Source organism: Paenibacillus agri, from assembly GCF_013359945.1.
In the GTDB taxonomy this organism is placed as follows: domain Bacteria; phylum Bacillota; class Bacilli; order Paenibacillales; family Paenibacillaceae; genus Paenibacillus_AQ; species Paenibacillus_AQ agri.
The window spans coordinates 38150-60494 of the sequence record NZ_JABWCS010000209.1 but is presented as its reverse complement, the minus strand read 5'-3'; the positions used below and the strand labels follow the sequence as shown (position 1 = coordinate 60494).

At 51.5% G+C, this 22345-nt stretch carries 18 protein-coding genes; 13 read left to right on the top strand and 5 right to left on the bottom strand.

Features of this window, described 5'->3' with window-relative positions:
- Positions 1-57: 57 nt before the first annotated feature.
- Both HPT30_RS14290 and HPT30_RS14285 read right to left on the bottom strand, forming a co-directional pair.
- Positions 58-1503, bottom strand: coding sequence for an amidase family protein (locus HPT30_RS14290; RefSeq protein WP_175372032.1), 1446 nt, complete (start codon positions 1501-1503; stop codon positions 58-60).
- Positions 1504-1658: 155 nt separating this feature from the next.
- Positions 1659-2456 carry a class I SAM-dependent methyltransferase gene (locus HPT30_RS14285; protein WP_175372031.1) on the bottom strand — a complete coding sequence of 266 codons (798 nt, stop codon included), beginning with the start codon at positions 2454-2456 and terminating at the stop codon, positions 1659-1661.
- Between the two features lie 164 nt (positions 2457-2620).
- Between HPT30_RS14285 and HPT30_RS14280 the strand changes: the two genes are divergently transcribed.
- The 9 genes from HPT30_RS14280 to HPT30_RS14240 all read left to right on the top strand — a co-directional run bounded on the left by HPT30_RS14280 (position 2621) and on the right by HPT30_RS14240 (position 11795).
- On the top strand, positions 2621-3316 hold the full coding sequence (locus tag HPT30_RS14280; RefSeq protein WP_175372030.1) for a response regulator transcription factor: 696 nt from the start codon (positions 2621-2623) through the stop codon (positions 3314-3316).
- Positions 3313-4785: a sensor histidine kinase gene (locus tag HPT30_RS14275; protein ID WP_175372029.1), complete on the top strand. Its 1473-nt coding sequence runs from the start codon at positions 3313-3315 to the stop codon at positions 4783-4785. Before HPT30_RS14280 ends, HPT30_RS14275 begins: the two co-directional genes overlap by 4 nt.
- Positions 4786-4900: 115 nt before the next feature.
- Positions 4901-6043, top strand: coding sequence for a TolB family protein (locus HPT30_RS14270; protein ID WP_246317085.1), 1143 nt, complete (start codon positions 4901-4903; stop codon positions 6041-6043).
- Between the two features lie 261 nt (positions 6044-6304).
- Positions 6305-7417 carry an ABC transporter substrate-binding protein gene (locus HPT30_RS14265; protein ID WP_175372028.1) on the top strand — a complete coding sequence of 371 codons (1113 nt, stop codon included), beginning with the start codon at positions 6305-6307 and terminating at the stop codon, positions 7415-7417.
- A gap of 109 nt (positions 7418-7526) precedes the next feature.
- Positions 7527-8453 (top strand): ABC transporter permease, encoded by a 927-nt coding sequence (locus tag HPT30_RS14260; protein ID WP_175372027.1) that lies wholly within the window; start codon positions 7527-7529, stop codon positions 8451-8453.
- Positions 8450-9250: an ABC transporter permease gene (locus HPT30_RS14255; RefSeq protein ID WP_066375157.1), complete on the top strand. Its 801-nt coding sequence runs from the start codon at positions 8450-8452 to the stop codon at positions 9248-9250. Before HPT30_RS14260 ends, HPT30_RS14255 begins: the two co-directional genes overlap by 4 nt.
- Positions 9247-10290, top strand: a complete 1044-nt coding sequence (locus HPT30_RS14250) for an ABC transporter ATP-binding protein (protein ID WP_175372026.1) — start codon at positions 9247-9249, stop codon at positions 10288-10290. Before HPT30_RS14255 ends, HPT30_RS14250 begins: the two co-directional genes overlap by 4 nt.
- Before the next feature lie 38 nt (positions 10291-10328).
- A complete protein-coding gene (locus HPT30_RS14245; protein WP_175372025.1) occupies positions 10329-11195 on the top strand; it encodes an alkaline phosphatase family protein in 867 nt (288 codons plus the stop codon).
- Between the two features lie 363 nt (positions 11196-11558).
- The gene (locus tag HPT30_RS14240; protein ID WP_066375148.1) at positions 11559-11795 is read left to right on the top strand and encodes a DUF6953 family protein; all 237 of its coding nucleotides are present in this window, start codon (positions 11559-11561) and stop codon (positions 11793-11795) included.
- Between the two features lie 853 nt (positions 11796-12648).
- Here HPT30_RS14240 and HPT30_RS14235 read toward each other — a convergent pair.
- On the bottom strand, positions 12649-14985 hold the full coding sequence (locus tag HPT30_RS14235) for a UvrD-helicase domain-containing protein (protein WP_175372110.1): 2337 nt from the start codon (positions 14983-14985) through the stop codon (positions 12649-12651).
- A gap of 174 nt (positions 14986-15159) precedes the next feature.
- Between HPT30_RS14235 and HPT30_RS14230 the strand changes: the two genes are divergently transcribed.
- A complete protein-coding gene (locus HPT30_RS14230) occupies positions 15160-16041 on the top strand; it encodes a helix-turn-helix domain-containing protein (protein ID WP_175372024.1) in 882 nt (293 codons plus the stop codon).
- Positions 16031-16183: a hypothetical protein gene (locus tag HPT30_RS14225; protein WP_175372023.1), complete on the top strand. Its 153-nt coding sequence runs from the start codon at positions 16031-16033 to the stop codon at positions 16181-16183. Before HPT30_RS14230 ends, HPT30_RS14225 begins: the two co-directional genes overlap by 11 nt.
- Before the next feature lie 14 nt (positions 16184-16197).
- Here HPT30_RS14225 and HPT30_RS14220 read toward each other — a convergent pair whose 3' ends face one another.
- Positions 16198-16668, bottom strand: coding sequence for an Imm30 family immunity protein (locus HPT30_RS14220; RefSeq protein WP_175372022.1), 471 nt, complete (start codon positions 16666-16668; stop codon positions 16198-16200).
- 160 nt (positions 16669-16828) lie between these two features.
- On the opposite strand from HPT30_RS14220, the gene HPT30_RS14215 reads away from it, so the two are divergent.
- Entirely contained in the window at positions 16829-19927 is a 3099-nt protein-coding gene (locus tag HPT30_RS14215) for an ATP-binding protein (RefSeq protein WP_175372021.1), read from the top strand.
- A gap of 155 nt (positions 19928-20082) precedes the next feature.
- Here the strand turns inward: HPT30_RS14215 and HPT30_RS14210 are convergent, their stop codons facing one another.
- Complete coding sequence (locus HPT30_RS14210; RefSeq protein ID WP_246317084.1) at positions 20083-21216, bottom strand: response regulator; 1134 nt, start codon at positions 21214-21216, stop codon at positions 20083-20085.
- Positions 21217-21498: 282 nt separating this feature from the next.
- Between HPT30_RS14210 and HPT30_RS14205 the strand changes: the two genes are divergently transcribed.
- Entirely contained in the window at positions 21499-22323 is an 825-nt protein-coding gene (locus HPT30_RS14205; protein ID WP_175372019.1) for a DUF6492 family protein, read from the top strand.
- The last annotated feature ends 22 nt before the right edge of the window (positions 22324-22345 follow it).

The following is a 22345-nucleotide window of genomic DNA, read 5'->3' as shown; positions in this document are numbered from 1 at the left end:
ACCTTAATTGTTCTTTAAGATAATCTAAAGATTGCGTTTGGTTATAGTACTTAGTGTCTAATCAAGCTTAGGCGCGACACGGTGAACACTAGCCTGTTCATAGGCATAGGCTAACCCCAGCAGCACCGGCTCGCTGAAGGCGGTCCCTACAAAAGTAATCCCTTGATGTCCTTTGGTAGTGTATCCTCCCGGTGCTATAACCCCTGTTGCGGCGAATCCTCCAGGAACAGTGATAGACGGATAACCTGCCCTGGCGGCAATATCAGCGCCTCCTTCGTCGTCCAGAAACAGGAGGGCATCTAGCTGATGGCTTTGCAGCGCATGATCAATCCCCTGTTCCCGGGACATGTGCAGGTCCTTCCTTCTGCCTTCCAGATAGACCTCCTCGGTCAGTGTGCCGCTGGTTTCTTCGGACCAAATTAAGGTATCCTGCCCATATTTCAGCGCGGCTTCGCCGTACTGTTCATTATAGGCAATGACCTCTGAAAGAGAGTGAACGGGCACGTCATCTGGCAGTTTTCCAAGATAACTGTTGAGTGCGGCCTTGAATTCATAGCGCATCACATTGCCATCCCATTCCATATCTTCACAGGGAAGATGTACAGGGTCTACAATCACTGCCCCTTGTGCCTTAAGCTGAGAGATGGCTTCTTCAATAATCGCCAGTCTGGCCTCGTCCAGATCCTGATAATAAAACCGCGGAATCCCTATTCGCGCCTGCTTCAAGGCCTCCCGATTCAGATAGGGGCGGTAATCCTGCAGCTTATCCTCTACGGTGAGCGCACCAAGCAGAATCGCTGTATCTGTTACAGTTCGAGTCATCGGACCAGCGCAGTCTTGGCTATACGTGATCGGTATAATGCCGGATGAAGGAATTAAGCCCACCGTGGGCTTCAGACCGACAAGGCAGTTGCGGCCTGCCGGACCAATGATGGAGCCTGAGGTCTCTGTCCCGATAGCCGCAGCACCGAGATTGGCCGCAACAGCCGCCGCGGAACCGGAGCTGGAGCCGCCAATGAATAGCTCGCCCGGTCCATAGGGGTTCAGGACAAGGCCTCCTCTGGCGCTATATCCTGCCCACATCGTTGGCGACATGAAATTGGCCCATTCGGTCATATTGGTTTTACCCAAAAAAACTGCCCCTGCCGCACGCAGCCGGGCAGCTACGTAGGAATCCTCTGGAGCGATAGATTCGGCTAACGCCAACGAGCCTGCACTGGTATGCATGTCATCATGGGTGTCAATATTATCTTTTAACAGCACTGGAATGCCGTGAAGCGGACCGCGGGGGCCTTTGTCCTTTCGCTCATGATCCAGAGTTCTTGCAATATCTATAGCCTGCGGATTGAGCTCCAGTACAGAACGAAGCACAGGATCATACTTGCGGATACGCTCCAGATAGATGTTAACCAGATCCTCTGAAGTCACTCTTCCTGCGGTCATTTCCGCCTGCATGCTTGTAATATCTGCTTCGATAATCCATTCTTCAAGATGGTTATCCATAGCGCTTCACCTCTCTTCAGCTCAATGATGTCTTTAATGTAGAACATTTCCCTACAGCTCGGTGAAGTTCCTTTGACGAGAGAGGGGAGACTTTAGTTATATTTATTTTTTATTGAAAAAATAGCGCCATTTCGGCGCCATTCTGTTTCAATCTTTTAGGGGCGGATTTTTCTAAATCGGAAAATCACCGCCGCCGGCAGCTCATACCAATCAAACTGGCGTTTCGCAGATTCATCCGGTTCGAAGCTAGGCTCCTCCAGGCCATCCAGCACAAAGCCAGACTGCTTGAACGTATGGATGTAATAGGATAGAGGCCTGTGAAAAATGAGATGGGCTACCGGTTGGCCCTTGATGCCAATGGAGTACATCGGCTCTGGAGTCAGGTAGCTGCTGACCTGCACGCTGTTGCGGTGTATGATCTCCCCGTTACGGTCCTCGGTCTCATGGATTTTTCGGGTGCCGGGCGCCTGGAAACACGGATGCGGAATCGAAAAGACGACAACACCATTGTCTCGTATTATCTGTCCCAGTGCTTTTACCAGAGGAACAATGTCGGCAATATCCATAAGCGCCATATTGGCGACAGCAGAATCATATTGAGCGGTACCCAGTGTCAGCAGGGAGTCGTAGTCTGTGGCATCTAGTACTCGGTAGTCAATTTCCGAAGCTGTCTGCTCAGATCGTGTGATAGCCCGTTGCAACATGTTGGGACTGTAGTCAAAAGCGGTCACGACAGCGCCAAGCTCAGCCAGCCTTCTGGAGAAATTCCCGTTACCGCAAGCGATATCCAGCAAGGCTTGACCGGCTTGGACATTTAACAGCTCCTCGGTCTTGGGCCGGATAATCTCCCGGTGGAACTGGTTGCTGAGGTCGCCCATATAGCTGTCCCAAAACTCCGCATTTTCCTCCCATTTGGACCGGGATTCTTCCGTCAACTCTTTCCATTGGTTCATGTAAAGCCCTCCTTTAATAAGTTATCTGACTGACCGAGGGAAGTCTTAATTCTTATAAGTATTATATCTATTAAATTGGCTGATGTTTCATTATGGTATGAACCGGGTCAGAGGGTATACTGAATAAATGATAAACTTAAATTTCGTTGAAAAGGTGAACACCTATGAATAAAAAAGTGCTGGTCGTCGATGACGAACCAGGCATCGTGAGCGCCATTGCATATGCACTGCGCCGTGAGGGCTATGAGGTAGATACAGCCGGGGATGGTGAAGAGGCACTTGGCAAGGTGAGTACCTTTCAGCCGGACGTACTGGTGCTGGACGTGATGATGCCGCGCATGAGCGGATATGATGTGTGCCGGAAGCTGGAGAACCGGAGCGACATTGGAATTATACTGCTAACTGTCAAAAATGATATTGTCGATAAAATCATCGGCCTGGAGCTTGGCGCAGACGATTATATGACGAAGCCGTTCGAAATTCGCGAGCTGCTGGCTCGTGTGAAGGCGCTGCTGCGCAGGCTGGACAAGAAGGGCGTAGACACAAAGAGTGAGCTGATTCAGTATGGCACGCTAAAGGTGCAGCCGGATCACCGGAGTGTGCAGATCGCCGGAGAACAACTGGACCTGACGCCCAAAGAGTTCGACCTTCTGTTATTGCTGTTGTCCCATCCACAGCGGGTTTACATGAGGGAAGAACTGCTGGAGCAGGTGTGGGAGATGGACTATGCAGGCGGCACGCGCACGGTGGATATTCACATCCAGCGTCTGCGCAAAAAGCTGGGCGAGCCTTACCAAAATATTCTGCAAACCGTATATGGAGTAGGGTATAAAGCGGTTCCTGCAGGAGATTACGCATGAAGATCAGCATCAAGCTGAAGTTCAGCTTCTTTCTGGCACTGCTGCTGATTCTGGCCATCGGGGTGCTGAGTTTTTTTGTGCTGCGTGGAGTGGAGAACAACCAGCAGGCTCAGGTGGAGAGCTATCTGGCGCAACATGTTAAAACCGTCAATCTGCGGGTGAAGCAGACGTATTATACGGGGACGGGCGACCGCCCGGAGCCGCAGGCCTTCCTTCGGCTGCGGGGCCGGGGAATGGCGGCTGAACTAGCCGGATTCACTGGTATGGAGGTTACATTGTATGACGAAGAGGGAGTCATGGTCGGCTCCTCTGCACAGAGCAACCCAACGCCCGTAAAGCCGGATGTCAGCACCGCCCTGTCCTATGCGCTCGAGAATAAAATCGCCTACCAAAATGCAGGTGATACCCTGCTCTACCTGGCCCCGCTGCAAGGCCCGGAGGGGCAGATGGGAGTGGTTCAGCTCCGGTATTCGCTGAAGAGCAACAACGATTTTCAGCATACTCTCCAGAACCTGTTCCTGACTACAGGCGGAATTGTGCTCTTGCTGAGCTTTTTGCTGGGATATCTGTATTTCAATACCGCAGCCGCCGCCATTGGCCGGTTGAAGCAGGCTGCAGAGAAAATTCGCCGCGCCGAGTATATCGCTGAACCTCCGCTTCGCCGGAAGGATGAGCTGGGAGAACTGGCGCAGGGCATCTTTTACATGAGTCAGGAGATTGAAACGAGTATTGCAGCGAAGGATGAGGAGCAGCGCAAGCTCCAGCTGGCCGTCGAGAAACTTCAGGCACTGGAGCAGCAGCAAAAACAGTACATCGGAAACATCAGTCATGAATTCAAGACCCCACTGACCTCGATCAAGGCCTATGTGGATCTGCTTAATATGTATGACGATGATCCCCGGCTCCTGGCTGATGCCAAGCAGAATATCGCCAAGGAAACACAGCGGCTCTATGAGATGGTGGAGAAGGTGCTGCAATTGACCGCCCTGGAGAAATATGATTTTGAATCCCAGAGTGAGCTGCTGGAGGTCGCGGCAGAGCTCAGGGACATTTGCAGCCGGATGAATGGCAAGGCGGAGCGATTTGGCCTCACCATCAGCCTGGATGTACACCCTGCCCATGTCTGGATGGACCGCGAAAGCTTTATGCATATTTTTATCAACCTGCTCGACAATGCGATCAAATATAACGTTCCCGGAGGAAACATTCACATCTTCTGTGAGCAGCAGGAAGGCCGGGTGCGCATGATAGTCCGTGACACGGGGATCGGTATTCCGGCGGAAGCTAGGGGGAAGATTTTTGAACCGTTCTACACGGTCAATCGTGACCGGTCCAGGCAGTCGGGAGGCACAGGGCTTGGCCTGTCGCTGGTGCAAAATCTGGTGGAAAAGCATCATGGTACGATTGAACTTCTGGATACAGAAGGGCCGGGCTCTGTGTTCGTTCTGTCTTTCCCGGCGGTATCGTGAGAGGCGCTGAATAGATAAAATTCGCATCAATTTTACACTATGGAAACATTCTGCAATGGTTTGGAAATATGGCTCTAGTATGCTGAGAGCAACAATGTTCTAGGAGGATTCGTGTATGGAAGACCAGAAAGGCGGTAATACAGGCAAGTCGAAGGCCGCACGCCGCTTGGTGAGAGCGGGAAGTCTTCTGCTAGGGTGCGCCTTTCTTCTGGCTATGACCGCATGCGGTACGGCGGGCACGCAAGCCCGGCACGTTGTGGAGAAGTCGGGGCAAAAAGTTACGGTAATGGACAATACGACAGATTCCGTCTATACAAAGCTCAAACTTGATAGCATCGACAAGTTCGAAGGCATCCGTGGTATGGATTGGTTAGGCGAGAATGAGCTTGCTGTCGACAAGGAAAATCGAAAGCTGACTCCCGAAATGATTGAAGGTCAGGAACGTTATCCTCATAACCTCTATATCCGTAATCTGGCAAGCGGCCAGGATCAGCCCCTCAAGGAGGGGAAAGAAAGTCTTGGCAATGCGATCGTGTCTCCGGATAACAAGTATATTTTTTACAAAGAAGTCTATGAAGCTACCGGCATTGGCTACTTGATGAATCTGGGGACCCGTGAGACGGTTCAACTGGGCAAGGATGAATTCATGGCGAGCGAAGGGGAGTGGGCGGACAGCGGACATGTGATTTACCCGGACATGAAAGGCGATATTATCAAAGCCGATGTGCAGGGCAAGAGCGAGGTCGTGCTGGAGACGGGCGCGGGTATTATCCACAATGTAGTGCAGTCCGGCAGTATCATCTATTACGTTGCCCATGAAGATAGCCAATTGTTCGCCTATGACACAGAGACCAAGAAATCTAAGATGATCAAAAAGAATGTAATGTGGGTTATCCCTTCCCCGGATGGCTCCCGGTTAGCTATTGTAAAGCGGGAGGGCCCCGGGGAGATGAAGCTTGTTCTCTGCGATCCTGCAGGCAATGAGCAGTCTGTGATCGATAGCGGGATGCAGATTTTTGGTGCCAATTGGTCACCGGACGGCAGTAAGCTGGCCTACAATGTCAGCTCTGATAACGGCAATGTAAACCGTTTGTTCATCACCGAGGTGGAAACCGGGGAGCAAACCCCTATTTCCGACGAAATGCAGGCTTCTGACAAGCTTCGATGGAGCCCCTCCGGGAAGAAGTTACTCGTTTCAACGTCTGTGTTAAAGGACAATAAATATCAGTTTGTCACTTACGTAATTACGCTGTCTTGAGATTATAAGTGTTATGTAATTGCGTTTTTAAGTCATATCCATCTGTTAAAATACTTAAATACATCATTTTATGCAGGCGAGGACACCCATAGGGTGTCTTTTTTAAGATGCGAAATTGGAAATTTACGTCTCTCTTTTACATTCGACTCCATTATCCTTAATCTCCGGCAAATAATCGGCTCCTATACTGCAAGTGGGTGAAGAACTGCTTGGACCTTAGAGAAGAGCCCACAAATAGGAAATGGGAGTGAAGGGGAAATCATGACAATCCGATTCAGAAAACAATGGTTCATCGGTCTTACGCTGTCCTTGCTCGTCCTGTTGCTTGCTGCTTGTGGAAATTCGGACAACAAGGCGAATGCGCCGGAAGGCAATGCCGCTGCACCAGAGCTCAGCTTGAGCGAAATTGAGAGCAAAGCCAAAGAAGAAGGCAGTGTAATGAGTGTCGGCATGCCTGATTCATGGGCCAACTGGAAAGACACCTGGGCAGATATGACTAGCGTATATGGATTGAAGCATGAAGATACAGATATGTCGAGCGCGGAGGAAATCGCCAAGTTCGAAGCAGAAAAAGACAAACCAACAGCAGATATCGGCGATGTCGGTATCGCATTTGGACCTGTTGCGGTAGCGAAGGGCGTAACACAGCCGTACAAAACATCGTATTGGGATGAAATCCCTGACTGGGCAAAAGATAAAGACGGCAACTGGGTGGTTGGCTACCAGGGCAGTATTTCATTTCTGACGAACACCAAACTTGTACCGAACCCGCCCAAGAGCTGGGAAGACCTCAAGAATGGCAATTATAAAATCATTGTTGGCGATGTGACTAAAGCCGCGCAAGCACAAATGGCGGTACTGGCCGCAGCGATCGCTTTTGGTGGGGACGAGTCGAACATTGAGCCAGGGATTGCATTCTTCGAAGATCTGGCCAAGAAAGGCCGTCTCTCGAACGCAGAAGCTTCTGTCGCTAACATCGAAAAGGGTGAAGTTGAAGTAACCCTGCTGTGGGATTTCAACGCTCTGAACTACAGAGATCAAATCAACAAAGACGGCTTTGACGTTGCCATTCCGAAGGAAGGCAGTATAGTCAGCGGTTATGCAACGATCATCAACAAATGGGCTCCGCATCCGAATGCAGCCAAGCTGACACGGGAGTACATTCTGAGTGATAAAGGCCAGATCAATCTGGCTAATGGTTATGCACGTCCGATCCGTGACAGTGTCAAATTGCCGGATGAAGCAGCAGCGAAGCTGCTGCCGAAGGAAGAGTACGCGAACGTTAAACCGGTAGGCGACTACAAGGTATGGGAAGAAACAGCCAAGAGCATTCCGCAACTATGGCAAGAACGCGTTCTTGTGCATTTGAACTAACCGATCCCGGGAACACGGGAGCAGTACTTTAATTCAGAGGGCGTCTTCGTCATGTATCATGCCGGAGCGCCCGCTTTTTTGAATGGGGCAGAGAGGTGGCTTGTAAAGAATGAAACAGAACAGACGCGGCGGTGTCATTCTGGCGTTGATTCCATTCGTATTGATGGTGCTGGCGTTCCAGCTAGTGCCTGTATTGTCCATGGTGAGCAACAGTTTCCATAGCGGAGACGGGAAGGGCATTACCTTTGGCAATTATGTGCATGCGATGCAAAGTGCCTATTATATGCAGGCGATCAAGAACAGCCTGTTCATCTCCATCGCCTCCAGTGTGGCTGGAATCGCCATCGGACTGGTGTGTGCCTATTGCATCACCCGCTTCACGCCAGCCGTACGTGACCGGGTACTGATGGTCTCGAATATGACCTCCAACTTTGCCGGCGTACCGCTGGCTTTTGCGTATATCATCTTGCTGGGCAACAACGGAATATTCACCCTGCTGTTCAAGGATTGGGGCTGGGACGTATTTGCCGGATTCAACCTGTACAGCTGGACCGGTCTGGCGCTGGTCTATGTCTATTTCCAGGTGCCTCTGTCTTTGCTGCTGCTATACCCGTCTTTTTACGGTATCCGGGAGCAATGGAGAGAAGCTGCGGCGCTGCTCGGTGCAGGACGCTGGCAGTTCTGGAAAACTATCGGTCTGCCGATGCTGGCTCCGGCGATTTTTGGCACGATGGGTATTCTCTTTGCTAATGCCATGGGTGCGTATGCGACGGCTTATGCGCTGGTCGGCGGTAATTATAATCTGCTTGCCGTGCGCATTGGCTCTCTGGTCGCAGGGAATGTGGTTACCCAACCGGAGATGGGCAGTACGCTGGCTGTCCTGTTGGCACTGACTACGCTATTGGCTGTTTATCTTAACCATGTAATGGTTCGACGTTCCGGACGTTTCGTGGCAAGGGCTGCGGATAAACCTCAGCCTAAGGCCAGTGTTGTACGACGTCTTCGGCCAAGGGCAAGGGAGGAGTTGGGACAATGAATACCCGCAAAGCGGGGCTTGCTCCCCGTGTACTGATCTTGCTCCTGATGGTATATCTGCTCGTGCCGCTGCTGGCTACGGGATTGTATGCTTTTGCGCAGGATTGGCAGAATAGCTTGCTACCTCGTGCATGGACCTTCGACTGGTTTATACAGATGTTTCAGGACCTGCGCTTCATGGAGGCGCTTTGGACTTCGTTGTATCTGTGTCTCATCAGCGTGGTAGTCAGTCTGGTGGTTATGCTGCCAGCGGTGTTCGTAATTACGATGTATTTTCCGCGCTGGGAGAGCTTGATGAAGGGTATTGTCGTTCTACCGTATGCGGTTCCCGGTGTTGTGGCGGCGGTGGGTCTTATTCGTACCTATTCTTCCGGACCGCTGAATATCGCAGGGACTTCTTACCTACTGGTTGGCGCTTATTTTGTGGTTATTCTTCCGTACATGTATCAGGGCATCCGCAACAGTCTGTTGACCGTCTCCGCTGCCGAGCTGTTGCAGGCCGCTGAGCTGCTCGGTGCCCGCCGCCGGCAGGCTTTTATGAATGTGATTCTCCCTAATATCTGGCCGGGTGTAATGGTCTCTGCCTTACTGTCCTTCTCGGTGCTGTTCGGTGAGTTTGTACTGACGAATATGCTGGTTGGCGGACATATCCAGACGATCCAGATTTACTTGTATAAGCGGGTTGGCGAGAGCGGGCATTTGGCCAGTGCGATTGCGATTTCGTACTTTGTGTTTATTTTGGTGCTATCCATGGTGCTAATGAAGCTGGGTAAAAAGATGGGAGGCGTTCGCGGATGAATGATTATTTGAAGCTGCAAGGTGTGCGCAAATTATTCGGGGACGCCTGTGTCCTGGACAATGTGGATCTGGAGATCCGTGAGGGGGAGCTTGTGACCTTGCTTGGACCCTCCGGCTGCGGAAAAAGCACCCTGCTGCGCTGCATAGCCGGCCTGACAGAACTGGATGGCGGCAGCATTATGCTGGCGCAAAAGGACGTTACCCGCCAGCCACCCCGGGACCGGGAGGTGGGCATGGTGTTCCAGTCGTATGCGTTATTTCCCAACCTGACCGTGGGCCAGAATGTTGAATACGGGATGAAAATGCGCGGGATGTCCAAGGCGGCCCAACGTACCCGCAGCGAAGAGCTGCTGGCCCTGGTAGACCTTGAAGAGAAGCGGGACGTATATCCGCAGTCGCTGTCCGGTGGACAGCAGCAGCGGATCGCGCTGGCCCGTTCGCTGGCTGTACAGCCCAAGGTGCTGCTTCTGGACGAACCGCTCAGTGCGCTGGATGCCAAGATCCGTAAAAATCTGCGGACCGAAATCCGCGAGATTCAGAAGCGTCTTGGCATGACGACCTTGTTCGTCACCCATGACCAGGAAGAGGCGCTGATTGTGTCTGACCGAGTGTGCGTCATGAAGGGCGGACGGATTATTCAGGATGATTCACCTGAAGGGCTGTACACGGCGCCGCGTACCGAATTCGTGGCGCGGTTCATGGGCAGCTACAACGTGTTTACTAGGCCAGAGGCGCTGAAACTATTCGGCCGGGTAGACAGCTCGGCGGACAGCTTCGCTCTACGCCCTGAAGCGATTACGCTGCTTAAGGCTGGGGAGGCTGCTGCGGCCGAAGAAGAGGGCCGGATCCTGCTGGACGCCAGCATTCATTCGGTATCGATGCTGGGGAATATCATCCGCTGCACAGCCGAAGCCTCCGGCATTCGCCTGACAGTAGACGTGCTGAACGACGGAAGTTGGTTGCGGCTGCGGGAACAGGATCAGGTCACACTGGTGCTGGACCCGGCACAGCTCCGACATTTGGAGCGGGAAGGCGCTTAGAATCATCCATTCTCTGATTCAGGAAGGGCGGGACAAAAATGAGTGAGATCACTAACAAGCTGATTGTGGTTGTATTGGATGGACTTCGGTATGATGCGGCTCGAAAGTATTTGGGCTACATGGAGCATCTGGTGGAGCAGGGAGTCATGTCGTGCTACCGGGTACAGTCGGAATTACCCAGCTTGTCACGGCCGCTCTACGAGGTGCTGCTTACTGGCACACCTGTGGTCAGAAATGGTATCACGGCCAACCATATCAACAGGCCCAGCAAGGAGCAGAGTGTCTTCCATTTGGCGGTAGCTGCGAATCTTCGTACAGCCGCAGCCGCCTATCACTGGGTCAGTGAGCTGTACAGCTCATCCCCGTTCAACCCGATAACCGACCGCCACCAGCACAACGTGCTGCGCCCGATTCAGCATGGCAGCTTCTACTTCGAGGACCAATACCCTGACAGCCATGTGTTTGCAGATGCCGAGTACTTGCGCGGGGCGTTCGATCCCCATTTTCTCTACGTTCACTCCATGAATATTGACGATGCGGGCCACCGCTATGGCGGGGAGAGCAAGGAATACGAATTAGCTGTGCGCCAAGCCGATGGATTGCTGGCTACGATGCTGCCAATCTGGATGAACGAGGGCTACAAAATCCTGGTCACTGCCGACCACGGCATGAACGCGAATGGCTTTCATGGCGGCGTCTCGCCTGCAGAGCGGCATGTCCCCCTGTATACTTTTGGCGAAACCGTACTGTCCCCGGAAAAAGAGGTTCAAGCGCTGCCCCAGCTTCGCCTTGCGCCCTTAATGTGCCACTGCCTGGGCCTTATGCCTGCGGCTGCTATGAGCACTGAGGGTCTACCGCCTATGGTTCCGGCTGCGGTAAGCCGTGAGGCGGAGGAGGTAGTGTGAGGGTGAGCGCTGGTGGTGAGCGGTGCGTGTAGGGGCCAGGGGCTAGGAGAAGGACCTTCGAGAGTGTAGAGAGGTTCGGAGGCTAGGAAGAGAGAAAGGTTACGTTGGATGAGGCCGCACTTTCCGTTAAACGAGCGCTCCCGGTAGCCTGAAATGAATTAGCACCGCCCAGACATTTAGCACATTGTAACGTGAGCTACTCTCTCCCCCCCAGCTTCGGACCCCTTGTCCGGGCTGGGGGGATTTGTGTGTTATAATGAATGTCGCACAGAATAGTGGAGTATGAGTATGAGTATGAGTATGAGTATGAGTATGAGTATGAGTATGAGTAAATGATATGGATTAAGGAAAGGGGCGTAAACTGTGGAAGTAACTGCTCAGGATGTCGCTGAGTGGATGGTTAAGGAGATCCGTTTCACCGGAACCCTTTATCAGACGGCGGCGATTGAATATGTGAAGACGAATTTCGGCGAAGAATTTGTATTTGTGAATGAGAACGGTAATGCCTCGCTATCCAAAGAAGTGAAAAAAGCCTTCCGCAAGCTCCACGGCGGCAGGATCGCCTGGGACCGCGACGGATTCCTCTGGGCTTGGACCTAAAAAAACGACCGGTGAGGGTCGTTTTTTAGATTCCGGCGATATAGAAGGCTGAATCAGGGAATATAGCAGACTTGAATGGATAGTTTAGCTTACACGGTAGCGAGGTAGTGTCGGAATCTTAGACGATTCACCGGAATTCCTCCTGCTGTTGGAAGGTTAGAAGGGATTGTTCCTGCCATCGGAATGCCAGAAAATTAGCAGGAATTTCTCCTGTTAATTCTGGCTTAAATCAGCAACACGAATGTATTAACAGGATATAATCCTGTTAAATTGTGGGCTAAGCCCCAATTTAGCCTTCTTCCGAAGAATTAACTGGAGTTTTTCCAGTTAATTCTGGGCTAATGAAGAAAATCGGCGAATTAACGGGAGTTTTTCCTGTTAATGCTGGTGACTACTCTTTGGTTCATGCAACAAGTAGCAACTACGCAATGGAATGAGACGAACTACAGAGTGCTAGTTACTCCGACAGGCTAATCACACCCACACAATATAAGTTACTCTCGCGACAGTATGAGTCCAACCACACAAACCTAGTTACTCTGCAACAGTATGAGTCAGCCAACCAATACTAGCTACTTAGCGATAGGACGAGTTCAGCCACACGATACTAGTTAATCTGCGATAAGCTGACTCAGCCACACTATATAAGTTACTCCGCAACAGATCGAGCCCAACTCATAAAAAAACCTCTCCGTCATCTCAAGCTCATGTTTTTCTAGCCAACTACGTTGTATCAAACTTGCTGCAGCCTAACCCTTCCTTCAACGTGTTTGCGTTACTCTTCCCTCTTACACTCTCTCAAGCTCATCTAAAGGCTCTACTGCTCGACTAGACTATATCTACATATGTCCCTCTATACCGGGACAACCCGGGTGCTCTTCTCCATCGGTGAGTTACATAGCGGGCAGGGCTTGGAGGCCAGATGGTCCTCGGCCCCGCCTGCCTTCATGCGCGTCCAGCCGGGGCAGGACGCGCCGGTGCAGTTCCACACCGGCACGGTGTGGGTCCGGCCGGTCGTAGCTCTGGCGGCCGGCAGCGCCTTGGCCGTGACGACGGCGGCGCTGCGGTGCCCGGAGCCCGGCCGCGTGGACCCGGGGGCTGCGGCTGTGGCAGCCGCCGAGCGGAAAGCGGACAGCATGAAGCGCGAGACGTCCGCTTTTTTGCCTCTGTGCCGGGCCGGGGAGCTGATGAACAGCTCCTCCCGAGCCCTTGTCACGGCGACGTAGGCTAGTCGCCGCTCTTCCTCAAGCGCCGCTAGGGCCAGCCCGGCGGCAGCGGCGCTACTGCTCCCGGCCACGGATTTGCGATCCTTGAGCCGGTCAGCCTCCAGTGCCGAGCTGTGCGGCAGGATGCCTTCGGAGGCTCCGATCAGGAATACGACCGGGAACTCCAGTCCTTTGGACTTGTGAATGGTCATCAGCGCAATCCGGTCTCCTTGTTCCTTAAGTCCGGATTGGCGGCTGTGTTCGTTCCGTTCGGTCACGTTGTCTATGAAATCAATGAATGTCTGGATGCTGTCAAACCGCTCTGCCGAGGCTTCCAGTTCATCCAGCATTTCTTTTAGCGTCTCCCGGTGCAGAGTAGCTTGATGTCGTTCATTGGCTTCGATGAAATAATCATAGAATTGTTTGCGGATCTGCCGAATCGCTAGTACCGGAATCTGCTCCCGCAGTCCGCGAATCAGATCCAGCCGCTCCCGCAGCTTGACGGCCTTGAAATCCTCCATCCCTGGCAGGGACAGCAGATGGATCAGCGGGCCTTGCTTCGGCTGTATGGCTTCCATGCGGCGGATGTGGTCCATCCCTTTTTCCCGATTCATGTACAGGGTGGGGAGGATGTTCTCAATGGCGGCAAAATTGCGCCGGTTCAGCGATAGCCGCAAATGGTCGACCACCGGCGAGATGAGCCAATGCTCATAGAGCAATTGGCCTTCGCCATAATCGATATACGGGATGTCGCGGAGCAACAATAATTCAAGCAAAGCCCGGTTGCTGCTGGAAGCCCGGTAGAGCATGGCAAAATCACGGTACTCCCGCCTTCCGGCTTCTACCTCGCTGACGATGAAATCCACCATCTGCTCCGCTTCCTCATCCGCTGTTTGCGGACGCAGATACCGCGGCTGGCTGCCGGTGCCTCTGGCGGCTTGCAGGGTCTTGGAACGCCGCCGCTGGTTATGGCGGATAATCCCATTGCCAAGTCCGACGATAGCCGGGCCGGAGCGGTAGTTGATATCCAGCGTAATAACCTTAGCGCCAGGATACAGCTTCTCGAATTCCAGAATGAACTCGCTGCGGGCACCGTTAAAAGAGTAGATCGTCTGGTCATCGTCCCCGACAACCATCAGGTTGTTCCGGGGCTGGGCAATCATTTTAACCAATTCGTATTGCAGAGCGTTGGTATCCTGGAACTCGTCCACCATCACATAATGAAACCGCTCCTGGAGATCACTCAACAGCCGGGGGCGGTCCTTCAGCATTTGGTAGGCGATCAGCAGTACATCGTCGAAATCGATTTTAAAATGATCAGTCTTCCATTGCTCGTAGAGGCGGAGGACAGCCTTCATCTCTTGCTCGGCGATGGTGGACTCCGGCAGATCTTCCACGGTGCCCATATTCATTTTGCAGGTGGAGAGCACGGTCAACAGTGTTTCTGGCGGATAAGCATCCTTGGGTAATCCGAGCTCGCGCATGATTTGTTTCAGCAGAATATGTTGACGGCGTGTTTCGCTAAAAATCTCCTGTTGCAATCCCTGTCTGCGCAGGAAATACAGGAAGAACGAGTGGAAGGTCCGGGCTTGCAGCCGCGAGACATCACTTTCGTTCACACCCGGCAGCAGAGCGATCCGCTCTCGCATTTCTGCCGCCGCCTTGTTCGAAAAAGTCAGCAGCAGCAGCTGGCTTGCGGTAACACCACGCACAGACAGCAGATAACCGGTTCTGGCGATCAGCACTGAGGTTTTGCCGGAACCAGCTCCGGCCAGGGTCAACAGCGGTCCAAGATGATGCCGGACGGCCGCTATTTGCGGCTTGTTCAGGTGAATGCCACCCTGTTCCAGTCTGCGAAAATAACCTGCATCCGATTCGCCGGGCTTGACCAACTCCTTGCTGGTCATCGCAGAGGCGACAGCCGCCTGCGGAATACGTTCCCCGGAAACGCCTAAGGGGATATTATGAAATAAGAGCTTGTTCAATGAATTCACCTTCGTTTAATCCTTCTTATGCCGTAAAACAGACAATCTACAATATATCATCTGATCCGAAATGATGCACACAAAGAAAAACTGTAAATCCTCTAATTTGAGATAAAAAGTCAAATTTCCCAAACGCCGTTATGATAATTTATAGACAAGGGAGGGAGCACACCCATGAGAGACAAAGGGCATTCCAGGGCGGTGAAGAAATCGCTGGAGTATATTGAGAAGAATCTGACGGAAGGGGTATCCCTGCGCGAGGTATCGCAGCACATCATCTTTTCGCCACAGCATTTCTACAGAATCTTCAATGCGGCTGTAGGTAGCACTGTTGCTGGTTATATCCGCAGAAGACGGTTGGCCAAAGCGGCAAGTGAGCTAATCTACAGTGACAAACGGATTTTAGACATCGCTCTGGAATATCGTTTTCAATCCCAGGAGGCCTTCACCCGGGCATTCAAAAAGGAATATCGACTAACTCCCGGCCAATATCGAACCTATTCCAGAGAACTCATCAAAGGAGGAAATACAATGGCTAAAGACAAGGCGCTGCAGGGCTGGACCGTGACAGGACAAAATAGCGACAGCTACAAGGTGTCCGTGGACCAATCGGAAGTGCATACAGGGAAAGCCTCGGCACTGCTTCAATCCGCCCATTCCGCCGCTACCGGATTCGTTACCTTAATGCAAATGTTCAGCGCACAGGCTTACCTGGGTAAACGTCTCAAGCTGACGGCTTTTGTCAAAGCGGAGAACATTAAGGATTGGGCTGGATTATGGATGAGAGTGGACGGTAAAGGTGGAGAAATGCTTAAATTCGATAATATGCAAAGTCGCCCTATCAAGGGCTCCAGGGATTGGAACCAATATCAGGTGGTCCTGGATATTCCGCAGGAGGCCCATGGAATTGCATTTGGCATACTGCTGAGTGGTGCTGGAAAGGCCTGGAGTGACGAGTATCGCTTTGAAGTTGTAGACGCCAAGACACCCACGACTGACGAATCTGCGGAAGATGGCCTGCCGCTGGAGCCAGTGAACCTGAATTTTGAATCGTAGCTGGATTGTTGGGAAAAGGGAGTGCCATAGCGGTCTGAATATGATTTCGATCCTGCTCTCCAAAATCTATTTAGCAGGAACCAGCCTGTTTATTGCAGCAGTAGTCCTGATCACGTTGGCTGCGGGACTGCTCCTGCACTGAGCCAGTGTCCCGCTCTATCCGGAGCGGGAGATTTTCCCCAGAATCTCGTTCACATGCCGCTCGAATAACTTGGGGCGGTCTTCTTTGATTTCCTCCAGCAAAAAAGACAGCACCCGCTTGATCTGTGGGGACATCCCTGAAGCGATATCAGCGTATTCACTGCGGCAGAATTCATCCTCTAAGATTCTTTTATTCAGCACAATCGCCCAATCCCGGGCCGGTTCCAGCATGGCAGGCAGCGACTCCAGCAGCTGGGTCAGATACATCTCCGTCTGGTAGCTCTCCACAAAATGAACAAGGCTGAACATGACTTCCTCTTGCTCCGTTTCATCATCGAACACTTTGAAAATCTCATGAATGATTCGGTCCTCTGTATCCCCAGCAAGACCCTCCAGCGCACGGTCAAACCGCTCGCATTCCAGCTCCGTCCGAAGCAGCCGATTTTCGTATAGCGTGGCAATGCCGGGGTGTAAGTTTTCTTTCAAGGGTTATGACTCTCCTTCTCTTCACATTCGAATAAATCCACAGTTACATCTCTTTTATTTTAGAAGCCGCAGAAGAAAATTTCTACCTTATTCAGTAGTGCTGGGATACAATATTATAAGAGTAGTCGATAGTTTATTTTACTGTGCGGGAGCTTGCTACATGAATAAAGGCATAGTCTATAAAGTTGCATTGCTGCTGCTGGGCATAAGTTTCTTGGGATATTTTCTGGTTCAATTCTCGTTGGCCGGGGCCGGTACCAAGCTCAATGCGAAGGCAGGTTATCTGGATTTAAGAGACTGGGATTTTAAAAAAGACGGTAACGTAGAATTGACGGGCGAGTGGTCATTCTTTTGGAATGAGCTGCTGACGCCTGATGAACTCCGTACCGCTGCTTCAGATGAAGACATCATCGTGGTTCCGGGAAGTTGGAATCGTCATCTTGAGGAGCAGGGAGTTATGCAGTCTACCGGGTATGCCACTTATCGTCTGAGACTGCAATTAGATGATCATCAGGAGGGGATGTACGGCATCCGAACCTCCAATATCCGAATGGCGAACCGCATTTTTGTTAACGGAGTAGAGATTGGGGCTAGCGGAGCTCCGGCTTCGGAGGAAAGCGAGGACCAACAAGGCAACGTTCCTTATGCGAGCTTTTTCCCGTTATCAGGGGGCATGTCTGAAATTATCGTCCAGGTATCTAATACGTTATACGCCTCAGGGGGAATGATCTATCCGCTTTTATTCGGAGAGCAAGACGATGTTTTAGGTGTAAGAGAGCGCAGCGTCTTTAAGGATGGGGTACTGATCGCTGGTTTTTTTGTACCTGCTGCCTATTTTCTGATTTTATACCGGTTACGAAAGCAAGAGCGGTCTACGCTCTATCTGGGGCTATTTTGCCTCTCCGTGATTCTCTATATGTTGACACACGGGGAGAAATTATTGGAGATGCTTATTCCGTCGTTACCTTACACGGTTTTGATGAAAATACAGCCCATCTGCTCCACACTCGGCTACTATTTTCTGCTGCTATCTGCGTTTGAGCTAAATCCGCAGGCGATACATAAAAGAATTGTACAGGGTGCTCACTTGCTTATGGCGGTTGTGGTTTTTTCAGCGCTGGTGCTGCCCATGAAGACGTTTTTTAAATGGGATATTCAGATGATCGGGCTCGGCTTTTCGATGCTGCTGTTTGTGATGTACATTATGGCCAATTCGATTCGGACGCACAAAGCGGATGCTTTCTATATGATCATGAGTATGCAAAGCATCTTTGCAATTGTAGCAATCAGCACCATGCAAGTTCTAGGTATGTATGACGATCAAGTCCTCATTCCTTTCGAAATGTTGATCTTCGTTGCTGCGCAGGCCCTGATGTTTGCCAGAAGATTTGCGGAATCGGTCCGGGATGTCGAGGCGCTATCAAGCAAGCTGCTCACACTGGATGGGCTCAAAGACGAATTTATGGCCAATACGTCCCATGAGCTGCGTACGCCGCTACACGGCATGATTAACATCGCGGAATCCATGCTGGAGAGTGCTGCCGGAGCCGCTGGTAGCGAGGAACAGGCCGAGAATCTGGCGATGATTGTGGCGACGGGCAAGCAGCTTTCCTCGCTGATTAATGATATTTTGGATTTTTCCAAGTTAAAGAACGGGGAGATCACGCTGCACAGGCGGTCTGTAGACTTGCCTTCTGTGGCCCAATCCGTACTGGAAGTGATTCCTTATCTGCTCAAAAGAAAACCGGTGAAACTGGTGCAGCAGTGGCCGGATCAGCTGCCTTTGCTGGATACCGATGAGGATCGGCTGAGACAGATCCTGTACAATCTCCTGGGCAATGCTGCGAAGTTTACGAGCAAAGGGCAAATTACGCTTTCGTCACATGCTGAAGGAGACGATGTCGTAATTATAATAGAGGATACCGGCATAGGGATTGAAGCAGAGCGGCTGGAGACGATCTTTGATGCATTTGATCAAGGTGGAGATGCCGTTCATCGCGATTATGCGGGGACGGGACTTGGACTCTCGATTACCAAAAAGCTGGTCGAGTTGAGCGATGGGCGAATCAGGGTTGAATCTGTGCCGGGCCAAGGCTCGCGGTTCATTGTTTACCTGCCTTCTGCGAAGACAGTCTCGCTTCCAGTCTCAGCCGTTTCGGACAAGTCAACGAAGCTTGTTGAATCGATGAATTCCACTGCTGCATCTGTTCGTGCCGTAGAAGTGCAGGAGCGACGGTCAAGCCGGGTGCGGGAGACTCAGGACGCTGAATACCGGGTAATGGTTGTCGACGATGATCCCGTCAATTTGCAGGTGCTGATTAACTTGCTGGAGGTTGAACATTATGAGGTAACCGCGTTTAGCGGGGGAGAGGATGCACTGGCAGCCTTGAGCGGCGCTCAGTCTTTTGATCTCGTGATCACAGACTGGATGATGCCGGGCATGTCAGGACTGGAGCTTAGCCGTTCTATCCGTGAACGTTTCATGCTGTCAGAGCTGCCGGTGCTTCTGTTAACGGCCCGAAGCCGGCCAGAGGATATCCGGATTGGATTTGAGGCGGGGATTAATGATTATCTAAGCAAGCCGGTGGACGCCGGGGAGCTAAAAGCGAGGGTACGCACACTGCTGGAACTGCGCCAATCGGTACGAACGGCGATTCAATCTGAGTTGGCTTTCCTGCAGGCCCAGATTAAGCCGCATTTTCTATATAACGCTTTGAATACCATTATCGCCTTTTGCCCAACCGATCCGTATCAGGCAATGGATTTGCTCATCGAGCTGAGTCAGTATTTGCGCAGCAGCTTTGATTTCCGCAACCGTGATCGCTTGATCTTACTGGACAAGGAGCTGGAGCTGGTTCAATCTTACCTGACACTGGAGAAGGCGAGATTCAACGAGCGTCTGCAGGTCGAGCTGAATCTGGAGGGAGACCTGAAGCCGATGATTCCGCCGCTTAGTATACAGCCTTTGGTAGAGAATGCGATTAACCATGGCATTATGAAAAAAGAATCTGGCGGCGTGGTTAAGGTCTCGGTAAGCCAGAGTGACGACCACATGCGCATTGAAGTGACGGATAATGGCGTGGGTGTGACCAAAGAAAGGCTGTCGCACGCATTATCGGATAGCGATAGCGGCAGAGTAGGGTTGAAAAATATCAATCGCCGGCTGTTGATGCTGTACGGTGAAGGTCTGCAAATAGAAAGTGTGCCGATGCAGGGAACAACGGTTAGTTTCCGTATTCCGCTGAAGCGAAGGCAGTAGGACTTGAGTGTAGTTGATTCAATTCAGGCAATCGGCTGCCTGGAAAATATCAAAATGCAAAAAAACACGCCACCTTCTCGGAAAGAGAGGTGGCGTGTTTTTGAATTTATTTCTGGAGAACAGCTAAATGATTGCTCTCCGGACTTTTTAAGGGACTATTGTTGCATAAGAGATTGGTAAAGCGCAGTTGTCTCCGAATCGGGCTCGATCCCAAGCTCCTTCTGCAGCATCTCTGCGAATGAAAGATAGTGAGTTTGCAGTAACTCGTAATCTTTCAGACTGGCACAAGCTTGAAGGATTTGCTGGCAAATCTCCTCAGAGTAGGGGTCCTTGTCCTTGGCGGACACCAGTCTCTTGATGGCTTGCGTCTCATGGCCCGCTGCCGTTTCTTCCCTAGCGATGGCGAGCACCAATTCTATGTATTGCTGCCTCAGCTGCTCCTGCCGCGGCTTGGCCCACCAATAGTCGTGCTCCTCCAGGTAATGCCCGGAGTAGAGACTAAGCGCGCTGTCGTAACGGTGTGATGAAGTATTGGGGGAAGCTGACGGGTCTTTTAGAATTCTCTCCAGTTCCTGCAAGAACAGGTCGACATCGGTAACTGTTCCCTCCAGCGACAGCCGATAACAATCCTGTGCAAATTCGATGCCAGCGCCCTCGTCCCATTCCCGCAGCAGCTTGCGAATCTGATAGATGGAGGTATGCAAATGGGTCAATCCCTTGTCAGGAGCATAGTCTGGCCATAAGCTGTCCAGCAATAGGTTTTTGCTGACCCATTGTCCTTTGTTATGGAGTAAGAAGGCGAAGAGCTCCTGCGCCTTGGAGGTTCTCCATTTCAGTTTAACACCAGGCGTCCTGCCACCCCGAAGCTCCAGACGGTGAAAGCATAGGATGGACGGCTCGTAATCCGTCTGCGTAGCAAGAGACAGGGCGTCGCTCTTACGGTGATAAATATCTAACATGCGTGTAACAGTTTTGGCAAAGCGGCCAGTGCTGACAGGCTTGAGCAAATAATCAAGGGCATTTAACTCGAAGGCTTCGACGGCATACTCCGAGTATGCAGTGACGTAGACGATACGAATGTCCGGGTCAAGCTGCAAAATATATTCGGCAGCAGCGAGGCCGCTCATCTCAGGCATGCCGATGTCCAGAAAGACAAAATCAACTTTGTAAGTAGAGAGATACTCCAGGCTTTCTCGTACGGTCGTAAAGGCACCGATAACTTCGATCCGTCCGTCTGCCTTGATCAGTCTCTCCATTTGGATTAGCGCAGCCTTCTCATCGTCAATCAATAGGGCTTTCATCTCGGTTGAAAAGAGGCTCCTTTCACAGTATCTTCATGAATGAAATTTGATGTTATCGTGAAGCCGGATTTGAGATATTGTTCATAGACAATCGCCAGTGGCTAGAATTATACGATAATTCGCCCGTACTTGATATGGGGTTTAATGGAAAAAGGAGAACTTTTCTCTTGTATCTATATAGGGAGAACAGCCATCTTTTTTGTCGGGCCCATTCGTTCCTTAACTGTCGTTCATATCCTAAAGCAAAATGATAAATCTGGAGATGAACATATGTCACTGCCAAGTAAAGCAGGGATCTCACAAGCGGCCAAGATTGATGTGCTGATTCCAGCAATCGAAAAGGATTTGGCGACCTTACCCTATGTGGTGAAAGCTGTTAGAACCCATGTTAAGCATCCCATTGGGCGAATTCTCATAGTTGCCCCGCGAAAGGAGCGCTTGCTGCATTTTTGCCGGGAGCACGGCTGTACCTTTGTGGATGAGAATACAGTGCTTCCTCTTACGAAAAAAGACATTCATTACCGCTCACGTACCTGGGAGCGTTCCGGCTGGCTGTTTCAGCAGCTGTTGAAGCTGAACGGTGACAAAATCTGCAAGGCTGATTACTTTCTTGTTATCGATGCAGATACGGTGCTGATTGCTCCGCACCGGTTTCGTCAGAACGGCCGCACCGTATTTTTCAGCCGAAGCTGGAGCCAACCGGAGTATTTTGTCACGTACAAAAAACTCATGGGCCGCAAGGCCAGCGCACCGTCTTCGCTCGTTACTCATTATATGCTATTTGAGCGGAGCAAGCTCTCCCGGATGAAGAAAGAGATCGAAGCCCGGCATGGCCTGCCCTGGTATTCCGCCATCCTCCGCAGCATGAACCGGAGTAAGCAATTTGGCTTCTCAGAATTCGAGACCTACGGCAATTACGTGTACCAGAGTGACCCCGGCGGAATGCTGATTCGCAAGGCGCGCAACAAGAGTCTGCACCAGAACGCTGGTGGGGTCTCCCAGGCGGAGAAGTCGAAACTGGCCAAGAGCTACAGATCACTGTCCTTTCATAAACGTAAAGGGTATTCCCGGTCATCACAGGCCAGCCGCCATTGATTGAAGGTGACGGCTGCCTGAC

What these genes read in the sequence shown, in the direction of transcription:
- HPT30_RS14290 (WP_175372032.1), bottom strand. Translation starts at nt 1,503, where the DNA reads ATGGATAACCATCTTGAAGAATGGATTATCGAAGCAGATATTACAAGC.
- HPT30_RS14285 (WP_175372031.1), bottom strand. Translation starts at nt 2,456, where the DNA reads ATGAACCAATGGAAAGAGTTGACGGAAGAATCCCGGTCCAAATGGGAG.
- HPT30_RS14280 (WP_175372030.1), top strand. Translation starts at nt 2,621, where the DNA reads ATGAATAAAAAAGTGCTGGTCGTCGATGACGAACCAGGCATCGTGAGC.
- HPT30_RS14275 (WP_175372029.1), top strand. Translation starts at nt 3,313, where the DNA reads ATGAAGATCAGCATCAAGCTGAAGTTCAGCTTCTTTCTGGCACTGCTG.
- HPT30_RS14270 (WP_246317085.1), top strand. Translation starts at nt 4,901, where the DNA reads ATGGAAGACCAGAAAGGCGGTAATACAGGCAAGTCGAAGGCCGCACGC.
- HPT30_RS14265 (WP_175372028.1), top strand. Translation starts at nt 6,305, where the DNA reads ATGACAATCCGATTCAGAAAACAATGGTTCATCGGTCTTACGCTGTCC.
- HPT30_RS14260 (WP_175372027.1), top strand. Translation starts at nt 7,527, where the DNA reads ATGAAACAGAACAGACGCGGCGGTGTCATTCTGGCGTTGATTCCATTC.
- HPT30_RS14255 (WP_066375157.1), top strand. Translation starts at nt 8,450, where the DNA reads ATGAATACCCGCAAAGCGGGGCTTGCTCCCCGTGTACTGATCTTGCTC.
- HPT30_RS14250 (WP_175372026.1), top strand. Translation starts at nt 9,247, where the DNA reads ATGAATGATTATTTGAAGCTGCAAGGTGTGCGCAAATTATTCGGGGAC.
- HPT30_RS14245 (WP_175372025.1), top strand. Translation starts at nt 10,329, where the DNA reads ATGAGTGAGATCACTAACAAGCTGATTGTGGTTGTATTGGATGGACTT.
- HPT30_RS14230 (WP_175372024.1), top strand. Translation starts at nt 15,160, where the DNA reads ATGAGAGACAAAGGGCATTCCAGGGCGGTGAAGAAATCGCTGGAGTAT.
- HPT30_RS14215 (WP_175372021.1), top strand. Translation starts at nt 16,829, where the DNA reads ATGAATAAAGGCATAGTCTATAAAGTTGCATTGCTGCTGCTGGGCATA.
- HPT30_RS14205 (WP_175372019.1), top strand. Translation starts at nt 21,499, where the DNA reads ATGTCACTGCCAAGTAAAGCAGGGATCTCACAAGCGGCCAAGATTGAT.